At 68.6% G+C, this 21,547-nt stretch carries 31 protein-coding genes and 1 pseudogene; 15 read left to right on the top strand and 17 right to left on the bottom strand.

The features are described from left to right. Window positions 1-214 precede the first annotated feature (214 nt). Window positions 215-1,207, top strand: a complete 993-nt coding sequence (locus K2F47_RS17270) for an endonuclease/exonuclease/phosphatase family protein (protein WP_372490873.1) — start codon at window positions 215-217, stop codon at window positions 1,205-1,207. A gap of 33 nt (window positions 1,208-1,240) precedes the next feature. Here K2F47_RS17270 and K2F47_RS17265 read toward each other — a convergent pair whose 3' ends face one another. From K2F47_RS17265 to K2F47_RS17205, 13 genes are all read right to left on the bottom strand, one after another. Then, window positions 1,241-1,852 (bottom strand): sulfotransferase family protein, encoded by a 612-nt coding sequence (locus K2F47_RS17265; RefSeq protein ID WP_242904461.1) that lies wholly within the window; start codon window positions 1,850-1,852, stop codon window positions 1,241-1,243. 190 nt (window positions 1,853-2,042) lie between these two features. After that, entirely contained in the window at window positions 2,043-2,423 is a 381-nt protein-coding gene (locus K2F47_RS17260; RefSeq protein ID WP_242904459.1) for a hypothetical protein, read from the bottom strand. Between the two features lie 327 nt (window positions 2,424-2,750). Continuing rightward, a complete protein-coding gene (locus tag K2F47_RS17255; RefSeq protein ID WP_242904458.1) occupies window positions 2,751-3,194 on the bottom strand; it encodes a hypothetical protein in 444 nt (147 codons plus the stop codon). A gap of 128 nt (window positions 3,195-3,322) precedes the next feature. Beyond that, a complete protein-coding gene (locus K2F47_RS17250) occupies window positions 3,323-3,763 on the bottom strand; it encodes a hypothetical protein (protein WP_242904456.1) in 441 nt (146 codons plus the stop codon). A 392-nt stretch (window positions 3,764-4,155) separates the two neighbouring features. Then, window positions 4,156-4,614 (bottom strand): hypothetical protein, encoded by a 459-nt coding sequence (locus tag K2F47_RS17245; protein WP_242904454.1) that lies wholly within the window; start codon window positions 4,612-4,614, stop codon window positions 4,156-4,158. Window positions 4,615-4,785: 171 nt separating this feature from the next. Next, entirely contained in the window at window positions 4,786-5,223 is a 438-nt protein-coding gene (locus tag K2F47_RS17240) for a hypothetical protein (RefSeq protein ID WP_242904453.1), read from the bottom strand. 206 nt (window positions 5,224-5,429) lie between these two features. Continuing rightward, the gene (locus tag K2F47_RS17235; RefSeq protein ID WP_242904451.1) at window positions 5,430-5,714 is read right to left on the bottom strand and encodes a hypothetical protein; all 285 of its coding nucleotides are present in this window, start codon (window positions 5,712-5,714) and stop codon (window positions 5,430-5,432) included. 427 nt (window positions 5,715-6,141) lie between these two features. Continuing rightward, window positions 6,142-6,333, bottom strand: a complete 192-nt coding sequence (locus K2F47_RS17230) for a hypothetical protein (RefSeq protein WP_242904449.1) — start codon at window positions 6,331-6,333, stop codon at window positions 6,142-6,144. After that, window positions 6,311-6,523, bottom strand: coding sequence for a hypothetical protein (locus tag K2F47_RS17225; RefSeq protein ID WP_242904448.1), 213 nt, complete (start codon window positions 6,521-6,523; stop codon window positions 6,311-6,313). Before K2F47_RS17225 ends, K2F47_RS17230 begins: the two co-directional genes overlap by 23 nt. Window positions 6,524-6,570: 47 nt before the next feature. Further along, the gene (locus K2F47_RS17220; protein WP_242904441.1) at window positions 6,571-6,795 is read right to left on the bottom strand and encodes a hypothetical protein; all 225 of its coding nucleotides are present in this window, start codon (window positions 6,793-6,795) and stop codon (window positions 6,571-6,573) included. 87 nt (window positions 6,796-6,882) lie between these two features. Next, window positions 6,883-7,071, bottom strand: coding sequence for a DUF397 domain-containing protein (locus K2F47_RS17215; protein WP_242904439.1), 189 nt, complete (start codon window positions 7,069-7,071; stop codon window positions 6,883-6,885). A 41-nt stretch (window positions 7,072-7,112) separates the two neighbouring features. Next, complete coding sequence (locus K2F47_RS17210; protein WP_242904437.1) at window positions 7,113-7,301, bottom strand: DUF397 domain-containing protein; 189 nt, start codon at window positions 7,299-7,301, stop codon at window positions 7,113-7,115. Continuing rightward, a complete protein-coding gene (locus tag K2F47_RS17205) occupies window positions 7,285-8,073 on the bottom strand; it encodes a helix-turn-helix domain-containing protein (RefSeq protein WP_242904435.1) in 789 nt (262 codons plus the stop codon). The genes K2F47_RS17210 and K2F47_RS17205 overlap by 17 nt, the downstream gene beginning before the upstream one ends. 153 nt (window positions 8,074-8,226) lie before the next feature. Here K2F47_RS17205 and K2F47_RS17200 point away from each other — a divergent pair, with 153 nt between their 5' ends. From K2F47_RS17200 to K2F47_RS17190, 3 genes are read left to right on the top strand one after another with little or no spacing between them, the layout of a single operon-like run. Then, on the top strand, window positions 8,227-8,496 hold the full coding sequence (locus K2F47_RS17200) for a hypothetical protein (protein ID WP_242904433.1): 270 nt from the start codon (window positions 8,227-8,229) through the stop codon (window positions 8,494-8,496). Further along, on the top strand, window positions 8,493-8,957 hold the full coding sequence (locus tag K2F47_RS17195) for an ATP-binding protein (RefSeq protein ID WP_242904432.1): 465 nt from the start codon (window positions 8,493-8,495) through the stop codon (window positions 8,955-8,957). Before K2F47_RS17200 ends, K2F47_RS17195 begins: the two co-directional genes overlap by 4 nt. 37 nt (window positions 8,958-8,994) lie before the next feature. Continuing rightward, a complete protein-coding gene (locus K2F47_RS17190) occupies window positions 8,995-9,198 on the top strand; it encodes a BldC family transcriptional regulator (RefSeq protein ID WP_242904430.1) in 204 nt (67 codons plus the stop codon). Here K2F47_RS17190 and K2F47_RS17185 read toward each other — a convergent pair whose 3' ends face one another. Both K2F47_RS17185 and K2F47_RS41735 read right to left on the bottom strand, forming a co-directional pair. Then, the gene (locus K2F47_RS17185; protein WP_242904424.1) at window positions 9,199-9,408 is read right to left on the bottom strand and encodes a Rossmann-fold NAD(P)-binding domain-containing protein; all 210 of its coding nucleotides are present in this window, start codon (window positions 9,406-9,408) and stop codon (window positions 9,199-9,201) included. It abuts the gene before it with no gap. Between the two features lie 151 nt (window positions 9,409-9,559). Further along, window positions 9,560-9,742: pseudogene (locus tag K2F47_RS41735) on the bottom strand (SDR family NAD(P)-dependent oxidoreductase); the annotation flags it as partial. Window positions 9,743-9,792: 50 nt separating this feature from the next. Here K2F47_RS41735 and K2F47_RS17180 point away from each other — a divergent pair. From K2F47_RS17180 to K2F47_RS17130, 11 genes are all read left to right on the top strand, one after another. Beyond that, window positions 9,793-10,341 (top strand): type 2 periplasmic-binding domain-containing protein, encoded by a 549-nt coding sequence (locus tag K2F47_RS17180; RefSeq protein ID WP_242904422.1) that lies wholly within the window; start codon window positions 9,793-9,795, stop codon window positions 10,339-10,341. A gap of 64 nt (window positions 10,342-10,405) precedes the next feature. Next, the gene (locus K2F47_RS41410; RefSeq protein WP_308198421.1) at window positions 10,406-10,777 is read left to right on the top strand and encodes a hypothetical protein; all 372 of its coding nucleotides are present in this window, start codon (window positions 10,406-10,408) and stop codon (window positions 10,775-10,777) included. Then, window positions 10,758-11,276: a DUF6879 family protein gene (locus tag K2F47_RS17170; protein ID WP_242904420.1), complete on the top strand. Its 519-nt coding sequence runs from the start codon at window positions 10,758-10,760 to the stop codon at window positions 11,274-11,276. The genes K2F47_RS41410 and K2F47_RS17170 overlap by 20 nt, the downstream gene beginning before the upstream one ends. Next, the gene (locus tag K2F47_RS17165; protein WP_242904418.1) at window positions 11,257-12,099 is read left to right on the top strand and encodes a helix-turn-helix domain-containing protein; all 843 of its coding nucleotides are present in this window, start codon (window positions 11,257-11,259) and stop codon (window positions 12,097-12,099) included. The genes K2F47_RS17170 and K2F47_RS17165 overlap by 20 nt, the downstream gene beginning before the upstream one ends. 289 nt (window positions 12,100-12,388) lie before the next feature. Then, window positions 12,389-12,865: a glycine-rich domain-containing protein gene (locus K2F47_RS17160; protein WP_242904416.1), complete on the top strand. Its 477-nt coding sequence runs from the start codon at window positions 12,389-12,391 to the stop codon at window positions 12,863-12,865. A gap of 12 nt (window positions 12,866-12,877) precedes the next feature. Further along, window positions 12,878-13,687 carry a phosphotransferase gene (locus K2F47_RS17155; protein WP_242904414.1) on the top strand — a complete coding sequence of 270 codons (810 nt, stop codon included), beginning with the start codon at window positions 12,878-12,880 and terminating at the stop codon, window positions 13,685-13,687. 251 nt (window positions 13,688-13,938) lie between these two features. After that, the gene (locus K2F47_RS17150) at window positions 13,939-14,508 is read left to right on the top strand and encodes a hypothetical protein (protein WP_242904407.1); all 570 of its coding nucleotides are present in this window, start codon (window positions 13,939-13,941) and stop codon (window positions 14,506-14,508) included. Continuing rightward, the gene (locus tag K2F47_RS17145) at window positions 14,505-16,985 is read left to right on the top strand and encodes an Hsp70 family protein (protein ID WP_242904405.1); all 2,481 of its coding nucleotides are present in this window, start codon (window positions 14,505-14,507) and stop codon (window positions 16,983-16,985) included. Before K2F47_RS17150 ends, K2F47_RS17145 begins: the two co-directional genes overlap by 4 nt. Next, on the top strand, window positions 16,985-17,854 hold the full coding sequence (locus tag K2F47_RS17140) for an OmpA family protein (protein WP_242904404.1): 870 nt from the start codon (window positions 16,985-16,987) through the stop codon (window positions 17,852-17,854). Before K2F47_RS17145 ends, K2F47_RS17140 begins: the two co-directional genes overlap by 1 nt. A 5-nt stretch (window positions 17,855-17,859) precedes the next feature. Beyond that, window positions 17,860-19,344 (top strand): hypothetical protein, encoded by a 1,485-nt coding sequence (locus K2F47_RS17135; protein WP_242904402.1) that lies wholly within the window; start codon window positions 17,860-17,862, stop codon window positions 19,342-19,344. A gap of 40 nt (window positions 19,345-19,384) precedes the next feature. Further along, the gene (locus tag K2F47_RS17130; RefSeq protein ID WP_242904400.1) at window positions 19,385-20,155 is read left to right on the top strand and encodes a DUF5995 family protein; all 771 of its coding nucleotides are present in this window, start codon (window positions 19,385-19,387) and stop codon (window positions 20,153-20,155) included. 60 nt (window positions 20,156-20,215) lie between these two features. Here K2F47_RS17130 and K2F47_RS17125 read toward each other — a convergent pair whose 3' ends face one another. Continuing rightward, window positions 20,216-20,773 carry a snapalysin family zinc-dependent metalloprotease gene (locus K2F47_RS17125; RefSeq protein ID WP_242904398.1) on the bottom strand — a complete coding sequence of 186 codons (558 nt, stop codon included), beginning with the start codon at window positions 20,771-20,773 and terminating at the stop codon, window positions 20,216-20,218. Between the two features lie 32 nt (window positions 20,774-20,805). After that, a complete protein-coding gene (locus tag K2F47_RS17120; RefSeq protein WP_242904396.1) occupies window positions 20,806-21,531 on the bottom strand; it encodes a S1 family peptidase in 726 nt (241 codons plus the stop codon). Window positions 21,532-21,547: the final 16 nt, after the last annotated feature.

Raw genomic sequence — 21,547 nt, 5'->3', positions numbered from 1 at the left:
TGTAGCGGGGTGGGTGTATCGCGGGTGTATCGAAAATCGGATACGCCGCTGTGACGGTCGGTCGGCTTCCATTGGGGTGGGGGCCAGATCGGTCCAACGGGGTGACGGAAGTGGGACCGGTGTGACGGGCAGTGAGTCTGGGCAGACGTTGACGCAGGTGGACACGGTGGTGGCCGGTCAGGGCGCCACCGACCGCGTTGATACCCGCGCGGCCGTGCCCCGGGTCGGCGGGGGCGGCTCGTGGCCGGGGGTCTGGAGGCGCGGGCTGGTGCTCGCGGCGCTGGCGGTGTTGTTGGGCCTGTTCATGCTGCTGCACTCGTTTGTTCCGAACGGGAGCATGCGGCTCGGCAGCCTGGTCGACACGTTCTTGCCGTGGTTCGGCCTTGGTGTGCCGGTGTTGGCGGTCGGGGCGTTGGTGCGCCGTTCCGCGTCTGCGGCGGTGGCTTTGCTGGTGCCGGTCTTGGTGTGGGTGAATTTCTTCGGGGGGCCGCTCGTCGGCAAATCCCATTCGGGCGGCGATCTGACGCTGGCCAGCCATAACGTGGGGGCCGCCAATCGCGATCCGGTGGGCACCGCGCGGGAGCTGGCCGCGTCCGGGGCGGACGTGCTGGCGCTGGAGGAGCTGGGCAGTCAGGCCACGGGCGTCTATGAGAGGGAGCTGGCGAAGGCGTACCCGCACCACACGGTGCAGGGCACGGCCGGGCTGTGGAGCAAGCTGCCGCTGTCGGACGTCCGGCCGATCGATATCAAGATGGACTACGGGCCGCTGGCGGGGGCCAAGCAGCCCAGGTTGGACGAGAACCGGTCGTTGCGCGCCACCGTGGCCACGGACAAGGGGCCGCTGGTGGTGTTCGTCGCGCACCTGGCGTCCGTGCGGGTGAATCCGAGGGCGGGTTTCGGGACGGCGCAGCGGGACCGGGGCGTGGAGGCGCTCGGCCAGGCCGTCGCCGCCGAGCGCAACGAGCGGGTGGTGCTGCTCGGCGACCTGAACGGCAGCGTCGGCGACCGCGCGTTCGACGACCTCACCTCGCGGATGCGCTCGGCGCAGGACGCGGCCGGGGACGGGTTCGGCTTCACCTGGCCCGCGTCCTTCCCCGTGGTGCGGATCGACCAGATTCTGGTGCGCGGGTTGGAGCCGAGGAGTTCGTGGGTGCTGCCGCGGACCGGCAGCGATCACCGTCCGGTGGCGGCCAGGGTCAGTTGGTGAGGGTCGTTCAGGGGTGCTGCGGGCGGCCTGGGGTCAGTCGGTGGGGAACAGGTCGGCGAAGGTCTCGCGGGAGTTGAGCCAGGGGAACGGTGTCGCGGGGACGGGGGCGTTCAAGAACTCGCAGAGCGGCCGCCAGCCCTGGCCGGTCTCGTACACGAGTAGGCGGTGCGGTTCGACTTCCTGCCGCACCGCCTCGTTGTGCCTGGTGAAGACCTCGGTGGCGTGCTGTTCGTCGGCGAAGCGGCCATCGAACTGCCCGTCCCAGACCACGCGGCGGTTCAGTTCCCGGCGCGCGGCCGACGCCGGATCGGTGCGCGGGATCTGGGCGTTGGCGTAGATCGTCCGGCGGGCACTGGCGTACCAGCGGTCGGCGTCGCGAACCGTCAAGATGACCTTGGCGGTGGCGAAATGGGCGACGAGCTCCCGCCAGTACCGCACCCCCGGCCAGTCGACCGCCGAACCGTACCCGGCGTACAGGGCGTCCCAGTCGACCGCGTTCCCGCGCGCCGCCTGCTCGCTCGCCCGCTGCCACATCGCGATCCGAGCCGGTTCCCGCACCAGCGTGAGCATGTGGTGGCAGGGCCCGAAGCCCAGTTCTTCCAGCGCGGCCTTGAGCGAAAGAGTCCCGGTCCTCCCGAAACCCACCCGATCACTCGCACCATAGCCCCCGTACTCCACCTACCCGCTGTAGAAGGGACAGACCGGACAGAGGGGTGGCCTTCTCTGTCCGGTCTGTGCTCAGCGTCGGCTCACGGTCAGCCGAGGGCCCGCTCGACCTCGCCCTTCAGGTGCACGGGCGGGCTCTGGGGGATGTAGATCTCCAGTTCGGCTTTGGTCACGATCGTGCCCACCTCGCAGACGGGCTTGTGCAGGCGGGCGGACCTGCCGAATTCCCCCCCCAGGTGATGACGCCATTGTTGAACTCGTACGCCTCCGGCTCGCCCGGGTTCTCGTCCAGGGTCAGGACGACCTCGTCGTGGTTGATGTCGACCCTCGCCTCGACCGTTCCGTGGCCGCCGTCGACGTGCTTCAGCGTCCCCAGGTAGGCGGCGCCGTTCCCGTTGATCCAGTCCTCCAGGTGGGAGCCGCACGCGCGGTCGTCCGTCTGCTGGACGGCGGGGGCGGGGGCCGGGGCGGCCAGGGCGGCGGCCGGGACGAGCCCGAGGCCGAGCGCCGCGGCTGCGACCGTGGTCATGAGGCGTGCGGAGAGGTTCATGTGTTCTCCTGCTCTACTCGTGGAGTCCGGGCTCCCGGTGGGATCTGTGACCCTCGGGGGTCGGGAGCGGCATGAGCAGCATTACATTTCGAGGTTGATCGATGACCGAAAGTGATTGTGGTCAGCCTGGACGGTCACACGCCTCTCGCTGAGCCGGTGACGTGTTTCCGACAGCCGCGCTTCGAGAATTCGGGCGTGCAGGTAACTGGAACGCCGTCCAGGCCTATTGCGAACGGTGCAGGTCAGCACTATCGAGACCGGCGACCAAGGCTTCTGTGCAGGGTCGGCCGGGCGGGGCCACAAAGCCACCGCGGGCGTTGCCTCGGGTCACCCGGGCGTCCGGACGATGTGGCCCTCCCGGTGCGCCAGGGGCTCTGGGGAGCTGTCGACCGTCAGGGTGACCGCGCTGACGGTCGTGCCCACCTCGCAGACGGGGTCGACCATGCGGACGGTGAAGCCCCTCCGGGCCACGACGATGGCGCGCTGCCCGAACCTGTAGGACCGCCCCTCCATCCGGTTGCCGTCCAGGATCAGGACGACGTCCTCGGGGTTGATGTCGACCACCGCCTTGATCGACTTGCCGCCTCTCTTGCTCAGGTCCCCCTTGTAGACGGCGCCGTTGGCGTTGAGCCAGTCGTCCAGGCGGGCGCCGCACTCGGACACCCCCGCGGCGAGGCGGACGGGGGCGGCCCGGGCGATGGTCGGAGCCGACCCGAGGCCGAGGGCCGCGACCGCGACGGCGGTCATGGCACGTGCGGGGAAGCGGTTCATCTGTTCTCCTGCTCTCCTTGTGGAGCCCGGTCCCCCGGTCTCTGGTCGGTCATGAGCGGGTCGTCACATGACAGACCGGACAGAGCGCCGAGCACCTCTGTCCGGTCTGCGTTCAGCGTCGCCTCAGGTCACCGCGACTGCCGCACGACATGGCCGCTCACGGGCGGGGGCGAGCCCCGGCGGATCGTCAGCGTGGCCTCGGTGACGGTCGAGCCCACCTTGCAGTGGGGCTCGCTCAAGGTGACGTCGATGCCGGGCCGCGCCGCGTGGAGGGTGCCGTTCTTGAATTCGTAGCGCAGGTCGATCCGCGTGTTGTCCACGAAAAGGTTGAGCTCGTAGTTGGCCTTGACATCGACCGTGACCTCCTTCGAGCCCTTGGGGCCGCGCACCTTGCCCTTGTAGACGCCGACCCAGTCCTCCTTGCGGGCGCCGCACCCGTCCGCCACCACCGGCTGGACGATGGCGGTGGTGGCGGTGGTGGCGGGAGCGGCCTGGGCGACGGCCGGAGCCAGCCCGAGACCGAGCGCCGCGACCGTGGTGGTGGTGGCGATGCGCGTGGCGAGCTTCATGTGTTCTCCTGCTCTGCTCGTGGAGCTCAGGCTCCCGATGGGATCTGTGATCCTCGGTGGTCGGGAGCGACAGGAACAGCATCACACTTTGTGGCCGATAAATGACCGAAAGTGACCGCACTCAGCCTGGACGGCCACGCGTCTCTTTCTGAGTCGGTGACGTGATTCCGCCGACTGCGATTCGGCGATTCGGCCGTGCCGGTAACGGACCCTCCGTCCAGGGCGCCACAAACAATGCAGGTCAAGGCCATTGGATTCGGGAAACTAAACGCTCGTAGCGGTTTATCCGAACCGGTACCGCAAAGCCGCCGCGAACATGGCCTCGGGGGACGCGGCAGGCCGGACAGAGAGTCGGTCGACTCTGTCCGGCCTGTGGTCGGCGGCGTGTCAGGTCACCGGCGCCCCCGGTAGATCCTGCCCTTCAGATACACGGGGGGCTCCAGGGGGCCGGCGACCGTCAGTTCAGTCTCGTTGACGATGGTGGCCAGCTTGCAGATGGGGTTGTCCAGGATGACCTTGAAGCCAGTCACGTCCGAGATGATCGCGCCGTATTCGAACTCGTAGGGACGCGGGTCTCCCCGGTTCCCGTCCAGGGTCAGGACGAGGTGGTCGCGGTCGACCTCGACCGTCGCCTCGACCGGACGGCCGCCGCCGCTCTTGTCCAGCGGCCCCCTGTAGACGGCGCCGCGACCGTCGATCCAGTCGTCCAGGTGGGAGCCGCACCGGTCCAGATCCGTCCGCTGGACGGTGGTGGGGTGCGCGGGGGCGGCCAGGGCGGCGGCCGGCGCCAGTCCCAGGCCGAGTGCCACGGCCGCCGTCGTGGTCAGCACGCGTGCGGGGAAGCGGTTCATGTGTTCTCCTGCTCTACTTGTGAAAGCTCGGGCTCCCGGCGGGAATTGCGGTGGCGCAGGGCAGTGGAATGCGGGCCCTGTTCGGTTGGTTATCGGCGGGTCGTCATGCGACAGGCCGGACAGAGTGTCGGTCGACTCTGCCCGGCCCGTGCTCGGCCTCGCCTCAGGTCACTAGTGCACCCGGCGAACCTGGCCCTTCAGGTGCAGAGGGGGGTTCTGGGGGCTGTTGATCGTGAGAGTGGCTTCGTTGACGAAGTTGCCCACGCGGCAGATGGGGTTGTCCAGGACGACGCTGTAGCCGATCAAATTCGAGGTGATGGTGCGGTTCTCGAACTCATAGGGCCGGGGCCCTCCGGTGTGCCCGTCCAGGGTCAGGACGAGGCGTTCGCGCCTGATGTCGACCGACGCCGCGACCGGGTCCTTGGTGGTCCCGTGCAGGGTTCCCACGTAGAAGCCGCCGTTGCCGTTGATCCAGTCCTCGATGTGGGAGCCGCACTGCTCGATGGCGATGGTGGTGGCGGGGGCGGCCAGGGCGATGGCCGGAGCCACCCCGAGACCGAGCGCCGCGGCCGCGAGCGCGATGGCGATGCGTGCGGGGAAGCGGTTCATCTGTTTCTCCTGATTGCTGATTGGAGCGCGCTTTCCCGGTGGGATCTGTGATCCCCGGGGGCCGGGAAATAGCGAGGTGTCGTGCCACAGGGCGGTGGAGAGCGAGCCCTGTCCGGTCGGCGTGCTCAGCGTCGCCTCAGGCCGCCCGGCTCGTCCGGGTGGCCGTGCCCTCCGCGTACAAGGGGGATTCTGGGAGCTGTCGAGCGTCAGATCGGCCTCGGCGACGTCAGTGCCGACGCGGCACTGGGGGTTGCCCAGGACGATCTTGAGGCCGATCCGGTGGGCCTTGATGACGCCGTCCTCGAACTCGCAGGGCAGCGGACCCCGTTGTAGACGGCGCCGCGAAGGCCGACCCGGTCATAGATGTGGCCGCCGCACTGGTCCACGTCCACCTGCTGGGCGGCGGGAGCGGCCAGGACGATGGCCGGGGCCGCCCCGAGGCCCAGCACCGCGACGGCGGTCGCGGTGGCGATGCGTGCGGGGAGCTGCATGTGTTCTCCTGCCTACTCGTGGAGTCCGGGCTCCCGGTGGGATCTGTGATCCCCGGAGATCGGGAGCGGCAGGAACATCATCACACCTCGTAATCGATTAATGACTGAAAGTGACCCTGGTCAGCCCAGGCGGTCACGCCCCTCTCCCTGAGCCGGTGACGTGATTCCGCCGACCGAGCGTCGAGAATTCGGCCGTGCCGGTAACGGGAGCGCCGTTTAGGGAATCACATTCGATGCAGGTCAGAAGCATTGGGCCCGGCCGGCAAAGCTCCCGTACCGCTGTGGCCGGACCGGCTCCACAAAGCCGCAGCGAAATGGCGGGGCCGCGTCCACCAACAATGCTTGTCCCGGTTCCCCTGGGGTCAGAGGGACGTGCTGTGGTTGCAGGGGGGACGAGGTGTGGTGGCGCCGGGCCCGAGACACGTGGTCACTCGCCGACCCGGCCGCCGTCCTGGGCTCCGGGTCGCAGGACGGGCAGCCCGGCCCGTAGCCGGTCCAGGAAGTCGTCGACGTTCAGGCAGCAGGCCTCCGCGTCGACGACCTCGGGCACGAACGCCTCGACGATGCCGTCCCCGACGGCGAAGTCGATGTCGTCGTCATCGTCGTCGTAGTTGTTCACCCAGGGGGTATCGACGGTCCCGGACGGCGTCCAGGAAATCCCCGTCGAGGCTGAGGTCCCCGTCGAAGAACAGCACCTCGTCGTAGCCGGGCGACGCCCCCGACCCCTCGAACACGGCGGACAACGCGCCGCCCAGGCGGGCATCGGCGTCGGCATAGCGCAGGGACGCGGCGACGGCGGATATCGGCATGGGGAGAGCTTAGGTCCGCGTACGGACAATCCGGCGCGCGCGACGGGTTAGAGGGACGTGGTGCGGTTGGCGGCCTGGCGGAGGGACGAGGTGTAGTGGCGCAGGGCGGTGGACAGCGGGCCCTGTTCGACGACCTCCTCGCCGCCGGGACGCTTGACGGCGACCCACACCGCGCCCTCAACGACCACGATCGCGCCCACCCACCCGGAGAGGGCGAACGTCGCGATCTCGGTCTCGGCCCTGCCCACGATCTCGTCGTAACTGGTTGCCATGGGAAGAGTCTGCCCGGCTCAGCGATGCCGTTCACGGTGAAGCAGCAAGAAGCCCCCCGACTCGTGTCGGGGGGCTCCTGCGGTGGACTAGAGGTCCAGTTCACCGGCCTTGATCTGGTGGAGGAGAGCGGTCAGGTCGCCCCGGCCGAGAGCCAGGCGGGCACCTTCGGGGTCCTTGGAGTCGCGGACGAGCGTGTCGACAGTGTTGGTCGAGAGCTCCACGCACTCGCCCTCGCCGCCGCCCTGGCTGTGGCTGCTTTTACGCCACTGGATCATGCTGCATCCTCTCCGTCGTTGGACGATCGGAGCCGAGGGAGCTAGCTCAGGTCCAGTTCTCCGGCCTTGATCTGGCCGAGGAGAGCGGTCAGGCCGGTGCGGCCGAGAGTCAGGCGGGGGCCTTCGGGGTCCTTGGAGTCGCGGATCAGGGTGTCCACGGTGTTGGTCGAGACCTCGACGCACTCGCCCTCGCCGCCCTGGCTGTGGCTGCTCTTACGCCACTGGATCATGCCGCATCGTCTCCATCGTCTTCTGGATCAGGGCCCGAGTGGCCTCTTCTGACAGCGCATGGCCCCTGATCTCATCGAACCGAATTCCCAGCCGAGTGACCTCAGCTGGCTCCTGGACCAGTCTCCCACCAAACTGGGCTTCCACATAGCCGATCCGGAGTCGGTCGGGCTTGGTGAGAACGATCATCGCTCCCTTGAGTCCGTGGTACCAGCCATCGGCGATCCGCACTACCTGTACGTGAATCCGAGGCAGTTCAGTGGCGTCGAGCAGGTACTGAAGCTGCTCGTGCATCACGCTTCCGTCGTGGCTGCGACGAAGAATGGCGGCTTCGTCCAGGACCACGAAGAGATGCGGCTGGTTCTCGGCGCGGGTCAGGATGCCCCGCCGGGCCAGTCGCTGGCGGATCTGGTCCTCATCCACCTGACCCTTGGCAGCCGCTGCCCTCATGTAACCCTCAGTCTGGAGCAGACCAGGGATGTAGAGCGGCTGGAAGCTGCGGATCTCCAGAGACTCGCTCTCGTGCGCGAAATAGGCTTCGAGCCACTCGTGGATGTGCTCGCGCCGGGCGTGGTGCCAGAGACCCTGGAAGAGCTCGCCGGTTTCGAAGAAGTCGTCAAGCTTCTTGCAGAAGTCCTTGTCAGGACGGTTTCGCTGGGACTCGTAGGCGGCGATCGACTCGCGCGTCGTGTACAGCTCCTTGGCCAGGCCGTCCTGACTCAGGCCCTTCGCCTCTCTCATCAGACGAAGCGCGTAGGCCAGTTGGGCTCTCATGCTCTGGCGCGGATCTATGGGGGCAGAAGGGGGCATAAGCCATCCTCCATCGCTGGTATTTCGCGAGGTACCGGGGGTACGTCTAGCCCACAATACGACGGCGGGGCCAATCTGGGGCTCGAACACAAGGACAAAGCGAAAGCGATCAGGTCCATGAGCGTTGACAGGTCCCCCAAAAGCCCGCGAATCAGTCACACCGATCCCCTACCGGCGTACCAGCCGCCCGAAGGTCGCTGGGCGGAGCCCTATCAGCGCTATGACGATGAGCTGTGGACCGTGCACCTCAGGTGTCCCGAAATGATCGTCGGTGATGATCGGCTGGTGGACACGCTCACCGCTTCCAGCGAATCCGCGCTGGCCGCACTTATGGCGCAGCAGGACGAACTGGCGCAGCGCAAGCGTCCGGAATCGAGCGGGACATGAGCGCGATTCTGGGGGCCGCGCGGTACGAGCCGGTGGCGGTGCGGCACAAGGTGGCGAGCACGCCCAGCGTCGTCCCGGACGTCCGATGCCTGGTGAGGGCGGCGGCCGCCACCTACAACGTCGGGATCGAGACCACCGAGGACGCCGTGCTCGTGGCGGTCGAACTGGTGACCAATGCGATCCGGGCCACGGATAAGCCGATCATGTTGCGGATGTTCGCCTCCAAGGACGGGTTCCATGTCGAGGTTCGCGATTTCTCTCGGAAGACTCCCAAGAGGAGCGAACCCGATCTGACGATGCCGACCGAGCCGGTTCCCGATGACGCGCCCGACCCGCATGGGTGGGGCATGGGCATCGTCGAGGCCCTCTCCCGGCATCACGGAGTCAGGAAAGAGCCCGGCGGAAAGACGGTCTGGGCCATCCTGCGCATCTCGTCGGTGCGGCGGCTCGACCTTTCCTGAGTTCCTTGTCCATCACCTACTACAGGAGATCCCCCCAATGCCACGAAAGACACTGCAACACGACGTCCTGCTCACCCCGGCGGAGGTGGCCGCCATGTTCCGTGTGGACGCGAAAACCGTCACTCGGTGGGCGCAACAGGACAAGATCCCTTATGTCTGGACTCTCGGCGGGCATCGGCGTTACCCCGAGAAGGAAGTTCGCGCACTCCTCACGCGCGGCGCGACGCGTCGGCAAGCATAGTTACCAGGGGACCGGGCCGTCGTCGTTGAACAGTCCGCCGGTCGGGCCGTCAGGGCCGAGCGTCGCCAGCTCGACCACGATGGCGGCCCCTTCCGCCGCGGTCCGGGTGATGGTGCGTCCGAGGGGGCGGGTCAGGTCGGTGCCGCAGGGGCCCGGGTCGGCGGCGTTGACCAGAATCCCCTCGTCGCGCAGATCCTTGGCGTACTGCACCGTCAGCGAGTTGAGCGCCGTCTTCGACGGTCGGGTAGGCCCCGTAGCCCGGCATCCTCGCTAGATAATGCGCGGGGTCCGACATTTTGCTGAGTGACCCCACGCTGCTCGACATATTGACGATGCGCGGGCTGGACGAGCGCCGCAGCAGCGGAAGCATGGCGTTGGTGACCGTGATGACGCCGAAGAAATTGGTCTCGAACACCTGGCGGACGACGTCCGGGTCGGCCTCGGCCGGGGTCTGGCGGCCGAGGTCGCCGGTCAGCCCAGCGTTGTTCACCAGGACGTCGAGCCCGCCGACGTCGGCCTCGATGGAGCGGGCGGCCCTGCGCACGGACGCGCCGTCGGTGACGTCGAGGACGACCAGGCGACCGGCGGCTCGGCGTGGTCCTGTTCGAGCGCAGCAGCCGGAAGGTCGCGCTCGCGCCAGCGGGTGAAGTGCTGCTCGCCGAGGGCGGGAAGGCGCTGGATGCGGTTTCGGTCGATGTCATCATGTGCGGGATCCACGAGCGCACCGCCGTCCTGCGTGACGGCCGCGCGGATGTCAGCCTGCTGCACGGTTCGTTCGCCGACCTGCACGATCTCGACACCGCCGAGCTCCTCGTCGAATCGCGGCCGGCGGTCTTTCCCCGGCGGCACCGGCTCGCCTGTAGGACGAGCCTCACCATGGCCGACCTCAGGGACGAGGCGTTGCCCCCCTGGTCGGCGCGTCCGAAGGCGCAGGACGTCGGCCAGTTGATACAGCTCATCGCCCTTGGACGGCTCGTCGCCGTAGTCCCCTCCTCCGTGCGCGGGCAGATCCGGGCCGACCTGGTCCCGTGCCGGTCGAGGACGCCCCGTCCACCCCGATGGTGCTGGCGTGGCCGCGGGGCCGCCGCTCGGAAGCCCTGGCCGAATTCGTTCGTACGGCCAGTACCGTCGCCGTCCGCATGAGGGAGGCGGATTAACGAGGGGGTTCTGGCTGTCTGGAACCTGTTCCGGCCTGGTGACCCCATCCGTGGGGATCGAATGGGGGTCGAACACGGCCCTGCGACTGTTGGTGTGCAACATCGTGCAACACCCCTTGACGGTCAACGCGGCCCAACAGGAGCCTGAGAGGGCGCAACGCAGCGCAACAACCCGACGGGAGAGGCTCATGCGTCCGAGATTGGTCGGCAAGGACCCGGACTCGAACCCGACTGGCTCGCCGACGATCTACCGGACGGACCGGGGCTCTTGGTTCGTTCAGGGGTGGGTCGTGTCGGACCCGGAGGCGCTCGCGACGATGGACATCCCCGAAGGGGAGACGGTTGTTGAGATCCCCGATCGCATGATTCAGTTCTTCCGAGAGTTCTTCGAGGAGGAGGCTCGTGCGGGAAGTGGAAGCTGATGAGTTTGAACGGCTCTTGAAGACGTTCAAACGTGAAGCCCTACATCTTGAGGCGAGGGATGCGTACGGCACTGCCACTGAGTTGCCATACCTCGCTAAATGGCTTGCCGGTGAGCCGGACGACTTGGCATGGCTAGGTGGCTGGTGTCAAACGCTTCGCGAGCACGTCAGGGCGGGGAGGTCGGTCCGGCGGGCTAGGATCGTGTCCGAGCCTCTGAGCGAATACCAGCTCTGGTCGCATAGCATCGCCGGCCCGATGGTGGAGGCCGGCGAGGACATCAGGTGGGTCCCTCGCCCTGCGGTGTCCGCTGTCGGGGTTCCCGGAAACGATTTCTATCTCTTCGACGGTTACTTGGCGGTGTTCCTTCATTATGCTGGCAACGGTCTGTCTGTTGGAATGACGGCGACGGATGACCCAGATGTAGCTGACCTTTGCCGCTCCTCCTTTGAGGCAGTATGGAAGTTCTCGGTCCCTCACAGTGACTACCGTCCCTTCTAGTTCGGCTAGGCAGGCGAGGGAGGCGCTCGGGGCACGCCTGCGGGAGCTTCGTAAGGATGCCGGTTTCTCTGGCAGGGAACTCGCCTCCCGGGGTTTTCACTACTCCAAGGTGAGTCGTCTAGAGACGGGCTCGCAGGCGCCCTCGGATGCGGATATTCGCGCCTGGTGCAATGCTTGCGGCGTAGAGGAAGAAGCTCCAGACCTCGTTGCAACCGCTCGGGCAGTCGAGTCGGCCTACCTGGAATTTCGCAGACAAACGCGTGCGGGAATGAAGCGTCTGATGGCGGCGCACGTTCCGCTCTACGAACGTACCGAGCACTTCAGAATCTACGAGCACAACGCGATTCCTGGACTGTTCCAGACCGCCGACTATGCGGCATCGATGCTGTCCTTTTGGATTGACTTCCTGGACTCGCCTAACGATCTTGAGCAAGCCCTGGCGATCAGGATGGAACGTCAGAAAGTCATATATCAGAGCAGCAAGCGCGTTGCCGTACTTCTGGAGGAACAGGCGCTGTGCACCTGGTTCGGAACAGCGGAAGTCCAGATTGGACAGCTTGACCGCTTGCTGGCTGACATGGGATTGCCCAATGTATCGATTGGCATCATCCCGATGATGAGGGAGCGGAAGGCCGTGGGTTCCGCCGGGTTCTGGATCTTCGATGATTCCCTTGTCTGCTTGGAGACTCCTACTGCTTCGATCGAAGTGACTCGCCCCCAAGAGGTGGCGCAGTATGTTCGGATGTTTGACGTGCTCAGAGAGGCCGCCGTCTACGGCCCGGATGCCCAAGCCTTGATCAGGAAGGCACTTGCGGCGTTCTAGTGCTCAACAACCCGCAACATTGTGGACGAGCGAGAACAGACGTTCCTAGCGTTGTGGGCATGAGCTTCGGCACTCCCCGACATGCAAGAAGAGCCGCTGACCAGCCCATCGGTTCACGCCCACGCCGAATCCCAGCTTGCTGAGGTAGCGGCGCAGGAGGATAGCGCCGAGCCCGGCGCCTAGACCTCTCCGCGCGGTGGTGGTGGGTCTTCGTAACCCTCACACTCCGCCGCCGCTCGGAGGTTCAAGCGCGGCGACCGGTCGCGCTCAATCCCTGGAGGTAGTCGCAATGACCATCGCTCCCGAGAGAACGGCGGAGGCGGTCAAGGACCCCCGCGAGCTGGTCTCACCCGAGGTGTTCGCCCTCCTGGTCGAAGACATCATGCGGTACGACCACGTCACCCGCGCCTACGCCGAACGCCTGATAGGACAGGCCCTGGTGTTCCTCAAGGCACACGCCGAACTCATCAAGGCCGCCGCGACGGACCCTGAGGCGTGGGTCAGAATCGTTCCGTCGGTCCCGGTGGATGAGGGTTGGCATGCCTTCCTCAAGCGCACCAAGCCCTACCACGAGTTCGGCATGACACACGCGGGGACGTACCTCCACCACGTGCCGGTGGTGGACGCTGACATCCTCTCCGTGGCCGCTCTGGAGAGGACCGTCCCGATCCTGCGGGCCACGGGCTATCACGTGGACATGGAATTCTGGGAGGCCGGTGCCGGGGCGGGCTGCTGCCCGCCCGAGTGCAGCACGATCGCCGACTGACGAAGGGCGCAGATGCGCGACCAGTGGACCCGCCTACCGGAAGCGGTCCGGACGGCCATCACCGGACGAACCGGCGCGGTCCTCAGTGTTCGGGCGGTTCCCGGCGGCGGTAACGCCGACTTTGCCGCCACTGTGACCGGCTCGTCCGGGCCATCGTTCGTCAAGGCCGCTCGGAAAGCCTCCCTGGGCCAGGACGGACCACGCGTCCGCGCGCTGCGCAGGGAAACCACGACCAACCCTGTCGTGCCCGAGTTCGCCCCCCGGCTTCTGTGGACCGTGGAAGCCGGGGGGTGGCTCGCGGTGGGGTTCGAGCACGTCCAAGGCCGCCATGCCGACTACTCGCCCGGTTCCCCCGACCTGGCGGCTCTGGCGAAGACGGCTCATCAACTCCAAAGCACGCCATGCCCGGATGCGGTCGTCATGCGTGTGGAACGTCGTTGGGAGCATCTCGTACCGGACGTGGCTCCGATGGCCGGTGACGCCCTTCTGCACACCGACCTCAACCCCTACAATCTGCTGATCACCCCAGAACACGCCTACGTGGTGGATTGGGGGTTCGCGTCTCGGGGCACGTCCTGGGTGGAGATCGGTCAGATCATCCCCTGGTTGATCCACGCTGGGCACACCCCCGCCGACGCCGAACGCTGGGTGGCCCAGTTCCCCGCATGGACAAGCGCCGCCCCTGAGGCGCTCGACCTGTACACGCGAGCATCGGCTGAACGCTGGAGGCGACGCGCCGCCGCTAATCCAGACGCAGAGCCCCCGGCCAACCTGCCCATTGCCCAGCGGTGGGCAGAGCACCGTAACGCACGCGCCTTGTAGGACCCGACAACGCCCACGCCCTCCGGCGGCTCCAGATCGATCACGACCGGGGCCACTCGCCAGGGATGCTGTTGTCGCATTCCCACACAGACGGCTAGGTGGCTCGCGTGGGACTCGAACCCACAACCTACGGATTAGGGTCGGGGCCTTTCATATACGGTCCGGGACCGGTCCCGGTGGGGTGTGTCTAGGTTCGGCCCCATGCCTCCCGAACTGTCGCGCACCGTCCCCGTCAACCGAAGCGTCCGGTCGTGAAGCGACGATGGGCCGGGGAGGCCGGGGCGACGCTGCGGCAGTGGCGGTGGCCCCGGGAGTTCCGCATCCAACAGGCCCAGTGGCCGGACGACATTCTGGCCGCCTTCACACATTTGACCGGGTTGCGCGGGGCTGAGGAGCGTCCCGGGGTGGGGATGGCCGGGCCTGAAGAACGTCCCGGGGTGGCCCCTGAAGAAGTCGCTGGGTTGGGTGGGCGGTCGCTGGCGGATGTGGCGACGTCCGTTTGGCGGCTTCATGTTCGGACGGCGAGCCTGCCCGACGGGATGCGCTCCACCACCCGGCAGGTCGAGAAGGCGTGGGACACGCTCGTCCAGGCCGGGGTCGAGATCAAGGACCACCTCAACGAGCCCTTCGACTCGGGGCTGAGCATCAGCGTCGTCGCGTTCCAGCCCACGCCGGGGCTGGAACGCGAACGCGTGATCGAGACCATCCGGCCGAGTGTCTACTTCGGTGACCAGCGGATCCAGATGGCCGAGGTCATCGTGGGCACCCCGGAGTCCGCCGACCAGAGGCCGCGCGAGGAAGCGAGGGAGCAGCGTCCATGACCAGGACCACGATCGACTTCGGGATCGACCTCGGCACGACCAACAGCGCGATCGCCGTGCTGGGCGGCGTGGACGCCAAGGTCTTCAAGAACGTCGACGGCAGCGAGACGACCCCGTCGGCGGTGCGGGTCGACCAGCGCAACCGGCTGTACGTCGGGCGCGAGGCCAAGGAGCGCAGCGAGCAGGACCCGGAGAACACCTGCGTCGAGTTCAAGCTTCGGATGGGGACGACCGGGCAGCCCAAGGTCTTTCGGGACGCGGGGCGGTCCATGGAACCCGAGGAGCTTTCGGCCGAGGTGCTGAAGTCCTTGAAGCGGGACGTGGAGAGTGTCGGGGACGAGGTGGCCGCCGCCGTCATCACGGTCCCGGCGGCGTTCGAGTTGAGCGCGTGCGAGGCGACGAAGCGGGCCGCCGAGTTGGCGGGGTTGGCGCAGGCACCTCTACTTCAGGAGCCTACGGCGGCGGCGCTTGCCTACGGGTTCCAGTCGGACGTCGAGAACGCGTTTTGGCTCGTCTACGACTTCGGCGGCGGGACGTTCGACGCGGCCGTGGTCAACATGCGCGACGGCGAGTTCAACGTCGTCAACCACCGGGGGGACAACCTGCTCGGCGGCAAGCTGATCGACTGGAAGATCGTCGAGACGCTGCTGATCCCGGCGGTGAAGAAGCGGTACGGGTTCTCCGACTTCACGCGGGGGAATCCGCGCTGGCCCGCCGCCGTGAACACGCTCAAGCTCGCCGCCGAGGCCGCCAAGATCCAGCTGTCGAGGAGAGAGTCGGTCGATATCGACGTTGTCCTCGTCGACGCGCAGGAGCAGCGGTTCGAGTTCGACTTCGATCTGCGGCGCGGGGACGTCGAGCGGATCGCCGAACCCTACATCGCGCGGTCGGTGGACCTGTGCCGCCGGGCGTTGAAGGAGAGCGGGCTGGGGCCCGGCGACATCGAGAAGGTGCTGCTGGTCGGGGGGACGACGCTGTCTCCGTATCTGCGTGAGCGCATCGCCGACCCGAAGGAGGGGCTCGGGATCGCGATCGACCAGAGCCAGGACCCGCTCACCGTGGTCGCCAAGGGCGCGGCGATCTTCGCCGGGTCCAAGCGGCTGGAGGTCACGCCGTCGCTGGCGAAGACGGACCCGGGCGTGTACGCGATCGAGCTGGAGTACAGCCCGACCGGGCCGGAGACCGAGCCGTTTGTCGGCGGGAAGGTGACCGGGCCGGAAGCGGCGGGGCTCGCCGTTGAGTTCGTCAATGCCGAGGCCAGGCCCGCATGGCGTAGCGGAAGGATTCCCCTGTCGGACGAGGGCACCTTCACCGCGACGCTCTGGGCGGAGAAGGGGCGCCGGAACACGTTCGGGATCGAGCTGACCGACGCGTCCGGCGCCGTCCTGCGGCTGAGCCAGGACCGGATCGACTACACGGTCGGCGCGGTCGAGACGCAGCCGCTGCTCCAGCAGACGCTCGGCGTCGGGCTCGACGGCAACGAGTTCCTGCCGCTCGTCACGCGCAACACCCCGCTTCCGGCGCGGCGGAACGTCGAGCTGCGCACGACGGTCGCGGTCAACCGGGGCACCGGGGAGGGGATGATCCGCATCCCGGTCATGGAGGGCGAGCACGCCCGCGCGGACCGCAACCTGCGCATCGGCCGCCTGGAGGTCGTGCCCGACCAGGTGCGGCGGGACGTGCCCGAGGGCAGCGCGGTCGACTTCACCATCGTGGTGGACGAGTCGCGCCTGGTCGTCGCGCGCGCCTACGTCCCGATGCTGGACGAGGAGTTCGAGCACGTGATCAACATGCGGACCGAGACCGTCCCGAAGCATGCCGACCTGGTCCGGGACGCCAAGGCCGAGAAGCACCGGCTGGAGACCGTGCGGCGGCGGCTCACCGAGATCGGCGACGCGCGGGCGACGGACCTGCTGCTGCGGATCGACCGGGACCGGCTCGTCGCGGACGTGGAGGCGAAGGCGGAGGCGGCGCGGGCGGACACGACCGAGGCGATCGAGTGCGGGAAGCTGATCCTCGTCCTGCGGGCGGCGGTAGACGACATCGAGGACGCGCTCGAATGGCCCGAGCTGGTCAGGGAGTCGCAGGAGCTGCTGGCCGTCGTCCAGGACATCGTGCGGGAGCGGGGCAACGGCGATCACCGGCGGTCGCTGTCGATCGCCGAGTCGTCGGTGCAGTCCGCGCGCGCCTCGCGGGACGCGCAGCTGCTGCGGCAGCGGATCGAGGACCTGCGCACGCTCGCGATGCGGGTGCTGGACGAGTCGGGCGACCTGCCGTTCATCATCTTCGACAACCTGTGCGCCCACCAGTCGGAGATGCGCGATCCGGGCGAGGCCCGCAAGCTCGTCGCGGCGGGCCGCCGCGCGGCGGCGAACGGCGACGCCGGGACGCTGCGCGACATCAACCGCGTCCTCGCCGACCTGCTGCCGGACGAGCGCGCGGGCCTCGACCTGCTGAGCACGGTGAGGAAGGTCTGATGGCCGACCAGGCACCGCTGCTGCTCGCGACCCGCGAGCTGGCGCTGGCGCAGGCCCGCACGCTGGCCCGGCACGGCCGCTACGCCCAGGCCGAGGCGATCCTGACGGAGGCGGGGCGCGACATCGAGCCGAGCGTCCCGCTGCTGGACCTGCTGGCCCGCATCCATGCCCAGCAGGGACGGCTGGACGAGGCGGACGCGGCCTGGGACGAGGCCGAGCACCTCGCCCCGGGGTCCCCGGAGATCGCGGAGTGCCGGCGGCGGGTCGCGATGGCCCGCGCGCGGCGGACGACGCGTCCTGCCTGGCCTTATGCGGTGGCGGTGGTGGGGGTGGCGGCCGTCGTCCTGGGCGTGGTGAGTTTCGGGGAGGACGGCTCCACGCCGCCGCCTGTGGTGGTGCGGACGGTTCCGGTTGCTCCGGCGCCGGTGCGGCCGTCGCCCACGGCGGATGTGCTGGCGGGGATGGATCTCGGGGTGCCGGGGGCGGTCGTGCGGCGCCGCCAAGGGGAGATTTCCGTCAGTTTTAGTAAGGGCCTGTTTCTGGACGGGGTGCGGTTGTCGCGGGATGGGCGTTCTGTTCTGGCCGCGCTCGGGACGCGGCTGCGGCCTTATGCGACGCGCATTTCGGTGGCCGTCATCGGGCACACCGACGACCAGCCGGTGCCGCCCGGGCGCGGGTATGCGACCAACACCGAACTCGGGACGCTGCGGGCGATGGTCGTCCGGGAACTGCTCCACGACCGCGCGGGGATACCGACCGGCAGGTTCACGGTGTCGACCCTCGGCGCCGCGTCCGCCCTCGAAGGTGACCGCTCCCCCGCCCGGAACCGGACCGTCGGCCTGCGGATCTCCCCGGCCGGTCAGGAGTGAGGGCGATGACCGAGGACGTGTTCGGCCCGCTCCTGGACGAGTTGGGCCCCGATCTGTATCGCAGGAACGCGTTCCGGGTGACGGGGCTGGGGATACTTGCGAGCCCGCGTGAAATCCGGCGGCACGCTGAGAAGATGCGGGTGGCGAACCGTTTCGGGTCCGATTCCACATCCGAGAGCGTCCTGTTCGGTCCCGATCCCGATGCGACCGAGATCCAGGAGGCCGCGCAACGGCTGCGCGACCCGGCCCGGCGGCTGCTCGACGAGCTGTTCTGGTTCTGGCCCGTGCAGCCGGGGCGTCCCGATCTGGCGCTCACGGCGCTGCGACGCGGCGACCTGGACGAGGCCGAACGCCTGTGGACGGAGTCCGCGTCCTCCGTGGGCAGGCACAACCTGGCGGTCCTCGCGCACGCCCGCGCGCTCGACGCGTCCGGGACGGCGTCCTGGCCCGAGGTGTTCATGGCGTGGGTGAAGGTCGTCCACGACCGCAATTTCTGGACGCTCCTGGAGTCCCGCGCCCGCGACTTCGACGACCCGCGCCTCGGCCCCGCCACCGCCGCCCGCATCCGCGCTGACCTGCCCGAAGCGCTGCTGGGCATCAACGCGCGGCTCGCGGTGACCGCGCTCCGGGACGGCCGCCGCCCCGAGGCCGAGGCCCACATCGTCCACATGGAGCGGTCGGGCTTCGCCCGGCTCGACGTCGCCGAGGCGCTGCGCCGCGCGGTGGAGCCCGACGCGTCCCGGCTCCGGACGCTCGGGGAGCACGCCGAGAACACCGCCGACGCCGACCCGGCCCGGGGCGCCGAGTCCGCCGAACGCCTGCTCGACCAGGCGGGGCCGCTGCTGGACGTCCTGGCGATCGCGCTCCCCGACGACAGCCCGGTCCTGCGCGGCGCCCGGGACGACGTCGCGAACCGGGCGCTCGGCTGCGTGATCCCCTACGCCAACAAGACCGACGACTGGCCGCCCGCCGTCCGGGTGCTCGAACGCGCGCTCGCGGTCGCGGCGACGAACGCCGTGCGCAAACGCGTCTCCGACAGCCTCGACATCGCCAAGAGCAATTTGATGTACCTGACCTGCTGGTTCTGCAAGGAGCACCCGGCCGACAAGGAGAGCGCCTACGAGCAGAAGCTCAGCGGCAACGTCCAGCACCATATGGGACGCGTCGCCTGGCAGGTGCTGACGGTGAACGTGCCGCGCTGCGCGACCTGCCGGTCAGGCCACCGGAAACGGCAGGCGGCGCTCTACGCCTCCAGTGCCGGGGCCGCCGTCGTGGGCACCGCCCTCGGGCTCGCCGCCTTCTCAAGCGGGGTGGTCGCCCTCGGGGTCGTCGTCCTCATCGTCGCGGGCCTCGCCGCCCTCGTCTTCCTGGCCCTGGGCTCCGAGCCGCTGCCGGAAAGCGAAAAGGCCAAGGTTCACAGATTCGAGCTCATTCGCGAGCGCCTGGAGGGAGACTGGTTCTTCGGCCCGCGTCCCCCGGGCGTCAATTAACGGCTCCTACCAAAAGTCCGCATTTTTGGGGAGGTGGCATATGGCCGCGAAGAACATCGACGAAGTCGTCGCGGGGCTCGCCGAGATCGTGGGAAAGGCCGTCCGGACCGGCGACCGCGCGGGGTACTTCGCCGCGCTGTACCGGCAGGTCACCGTCGAGGTCCGCACGGCGATCCACGAGGGCCGGTTCGACGACGGCCCCCGCATGGACCGCTTCGACACCCACTTCGGCAACCGCTACTTCGAGGCCCGCGACGCCTGGCTGCGCGACCGGAGCGGCCCCCGCTGCTGGCGCGAGACGTTCGGCCTGCTGACCGACGCCGACACGATCATCGTCCAGCACCTGATCCTCGGCGTGAACGCCCACATCGGCCTCGACCTCGCGGTCGCCGCCGCGCGCACGAGCCCGGGCGAGGAGATCCACGCGCTGCGCCGCGACTTCCTGCTGATCAACGAGATCCTGACGCGGGTCGTGCTGGCCGTCCAGGCGGCGGTGGGCGACGTGTCGCCGCTGCTGTGGCTGCTCGACCAGGTGGGCGGGCGCAGCGACGAGCACATCCTGGACTTCAGCATCCGCCAGTCCCGCGAGGAGGCCTGGCACAACGCCGTCCTGCTCGCGGGGCAGAACGACGCGGAGCAGGCGGCGACGATCGAACGCATGGACGTCCGCGCGGCCGTCCTGGCCCGGCTGATCGCGCGACCCGGCGGCCTCGTCCGCCCGGCGCTGGAACTGATCCGCGCCAGCGAGAGCCACGACGTCCCGGCCGTCATCACCCACCTGGACCAGGCCATGCAACAACCCGCCACCTGACCCCGGACGTGCCGCACCGCGGGCACGGCTTGGCTCGTGCCCGCGGTGTGGGGCGATGGGTTAGAAGGTGTAGCAGTTCGCGTAGGCGTTCTGCCGGGTGAGGGTGGTGACCCAGCCGCCGCCCGCGTTGCGGCGGACCGTGGCGGCCTCGGTCGCGTGCGGGGCGGTGGTCTTGCACGAGGTCGGCGAGCTGTGGCCGGACATCAGGTAGTCACAGCGGCCGTTGCGGTTGTCGGGCAGGCCGAGCGCGTGGCCGAGCTCGTGCGCGGCGATCCGCGGCGGGTAGAAGCCGTCCTGGACGGCCTGGCGGCCCATGTAGATCGTGCCCTGGCCGAAGCCGTAGGAGATCGTGCGGGGCCAGCCGTTGTCGGCGTAGACCTTGATGGTCGCCTGGCCGCCGGTGGCGGCGACGAGCTTGATCGTGGGCACGGCCACGTTCCAGGCCTCGGCGCCCTCGTCCACGGCGGCCTTGAACTCCTGCGACGCGCTGGCGTCGTAGTAGATCGTGCGGACGGCCGCGGGCGCCGCGGCGGACGCGGTGTCGACCACCAGCGCCGGGAGCAGCATCGCCAGGCCGAGGGTGACGGCCAGCGTCACCATGATCTTGCGGATGGACATCGGAACTCCTGCGGGTAGGAGGGGAGCCTGCGTCACTTGCCGATCTGCTGGTTGATCCAGGACAGGTACGGCGCGATGCCGGTGTAGAGCGTGGTGGTCGCGCACTCGCCGCGGTTGTCGCCCGGGCCGTGGGTCTCGCCGACGAGCGTCCAGTTGCCGCTGGAGCCGGTGACCGCCGGGCCGCCGGAGTCGCCGTGGCAGGCGGAGTGGCCGCGGTCGCCCGAGACGCAGACGTCGTTCGCGGTGCCGCCGCCGGCCGCGCAGTTGCCGCTCGGCAGGATGGTCAGGTCGATCTCCTGGAGCGTGGTGGCGTTACGGCAGCTCGGCCAGCTCATGCAGCCGAAGCCCAGCAGCCGGACGGGGGTGTTCGCGGCGGGCTGGCTCTGCGCCATCTTCACCGGCGTGCCCGTCGCGGGCGTGGACAGGTGCATCAGCGTGAGGTCGGTGCCCGAGCGGGTGGTCCGCCGGTCGATCGAGCGGACCTCGCCGCCGGAGCTCTTGCTGTTCGAGCCGATCCGGCCCGAGGACGCGGAGCCGCAGTGGTTCGCCGTCACGATCCACTGGGGAGCGACGAGGCTGCCGCCGCAGCCGTTGCTGAGCGCCACCATCCAGGGGTAGGTCTCAGTCGCGTTGTGCCCGCCGATGATGGGCGCGGGACCGCTGGGGGCGGGGGGCTGGGCCGCGTTCGCGGCGGTCGCGCCACCCATCGCAAGGGCGAGGGCGCACGCGCCCAGCGTCGCTTGCATCAGCTTGCGCATGGCAGTTTCTCCAATC

This window comes from Actinomadura terrae (assembly GCF_022751215.1).
Classification (GTDB): Bacteria; Actinomycetota; Actinomycetes; order Streptosporangiales; family Streptosporangiaceae; genus Spirillospora; species Spirillospora terrae.
The sequence above is the reverse complement of the archived record's forward strand: the minus strand, read 5'-3'. Positions and strand labels throughout refer to the sequence as shown.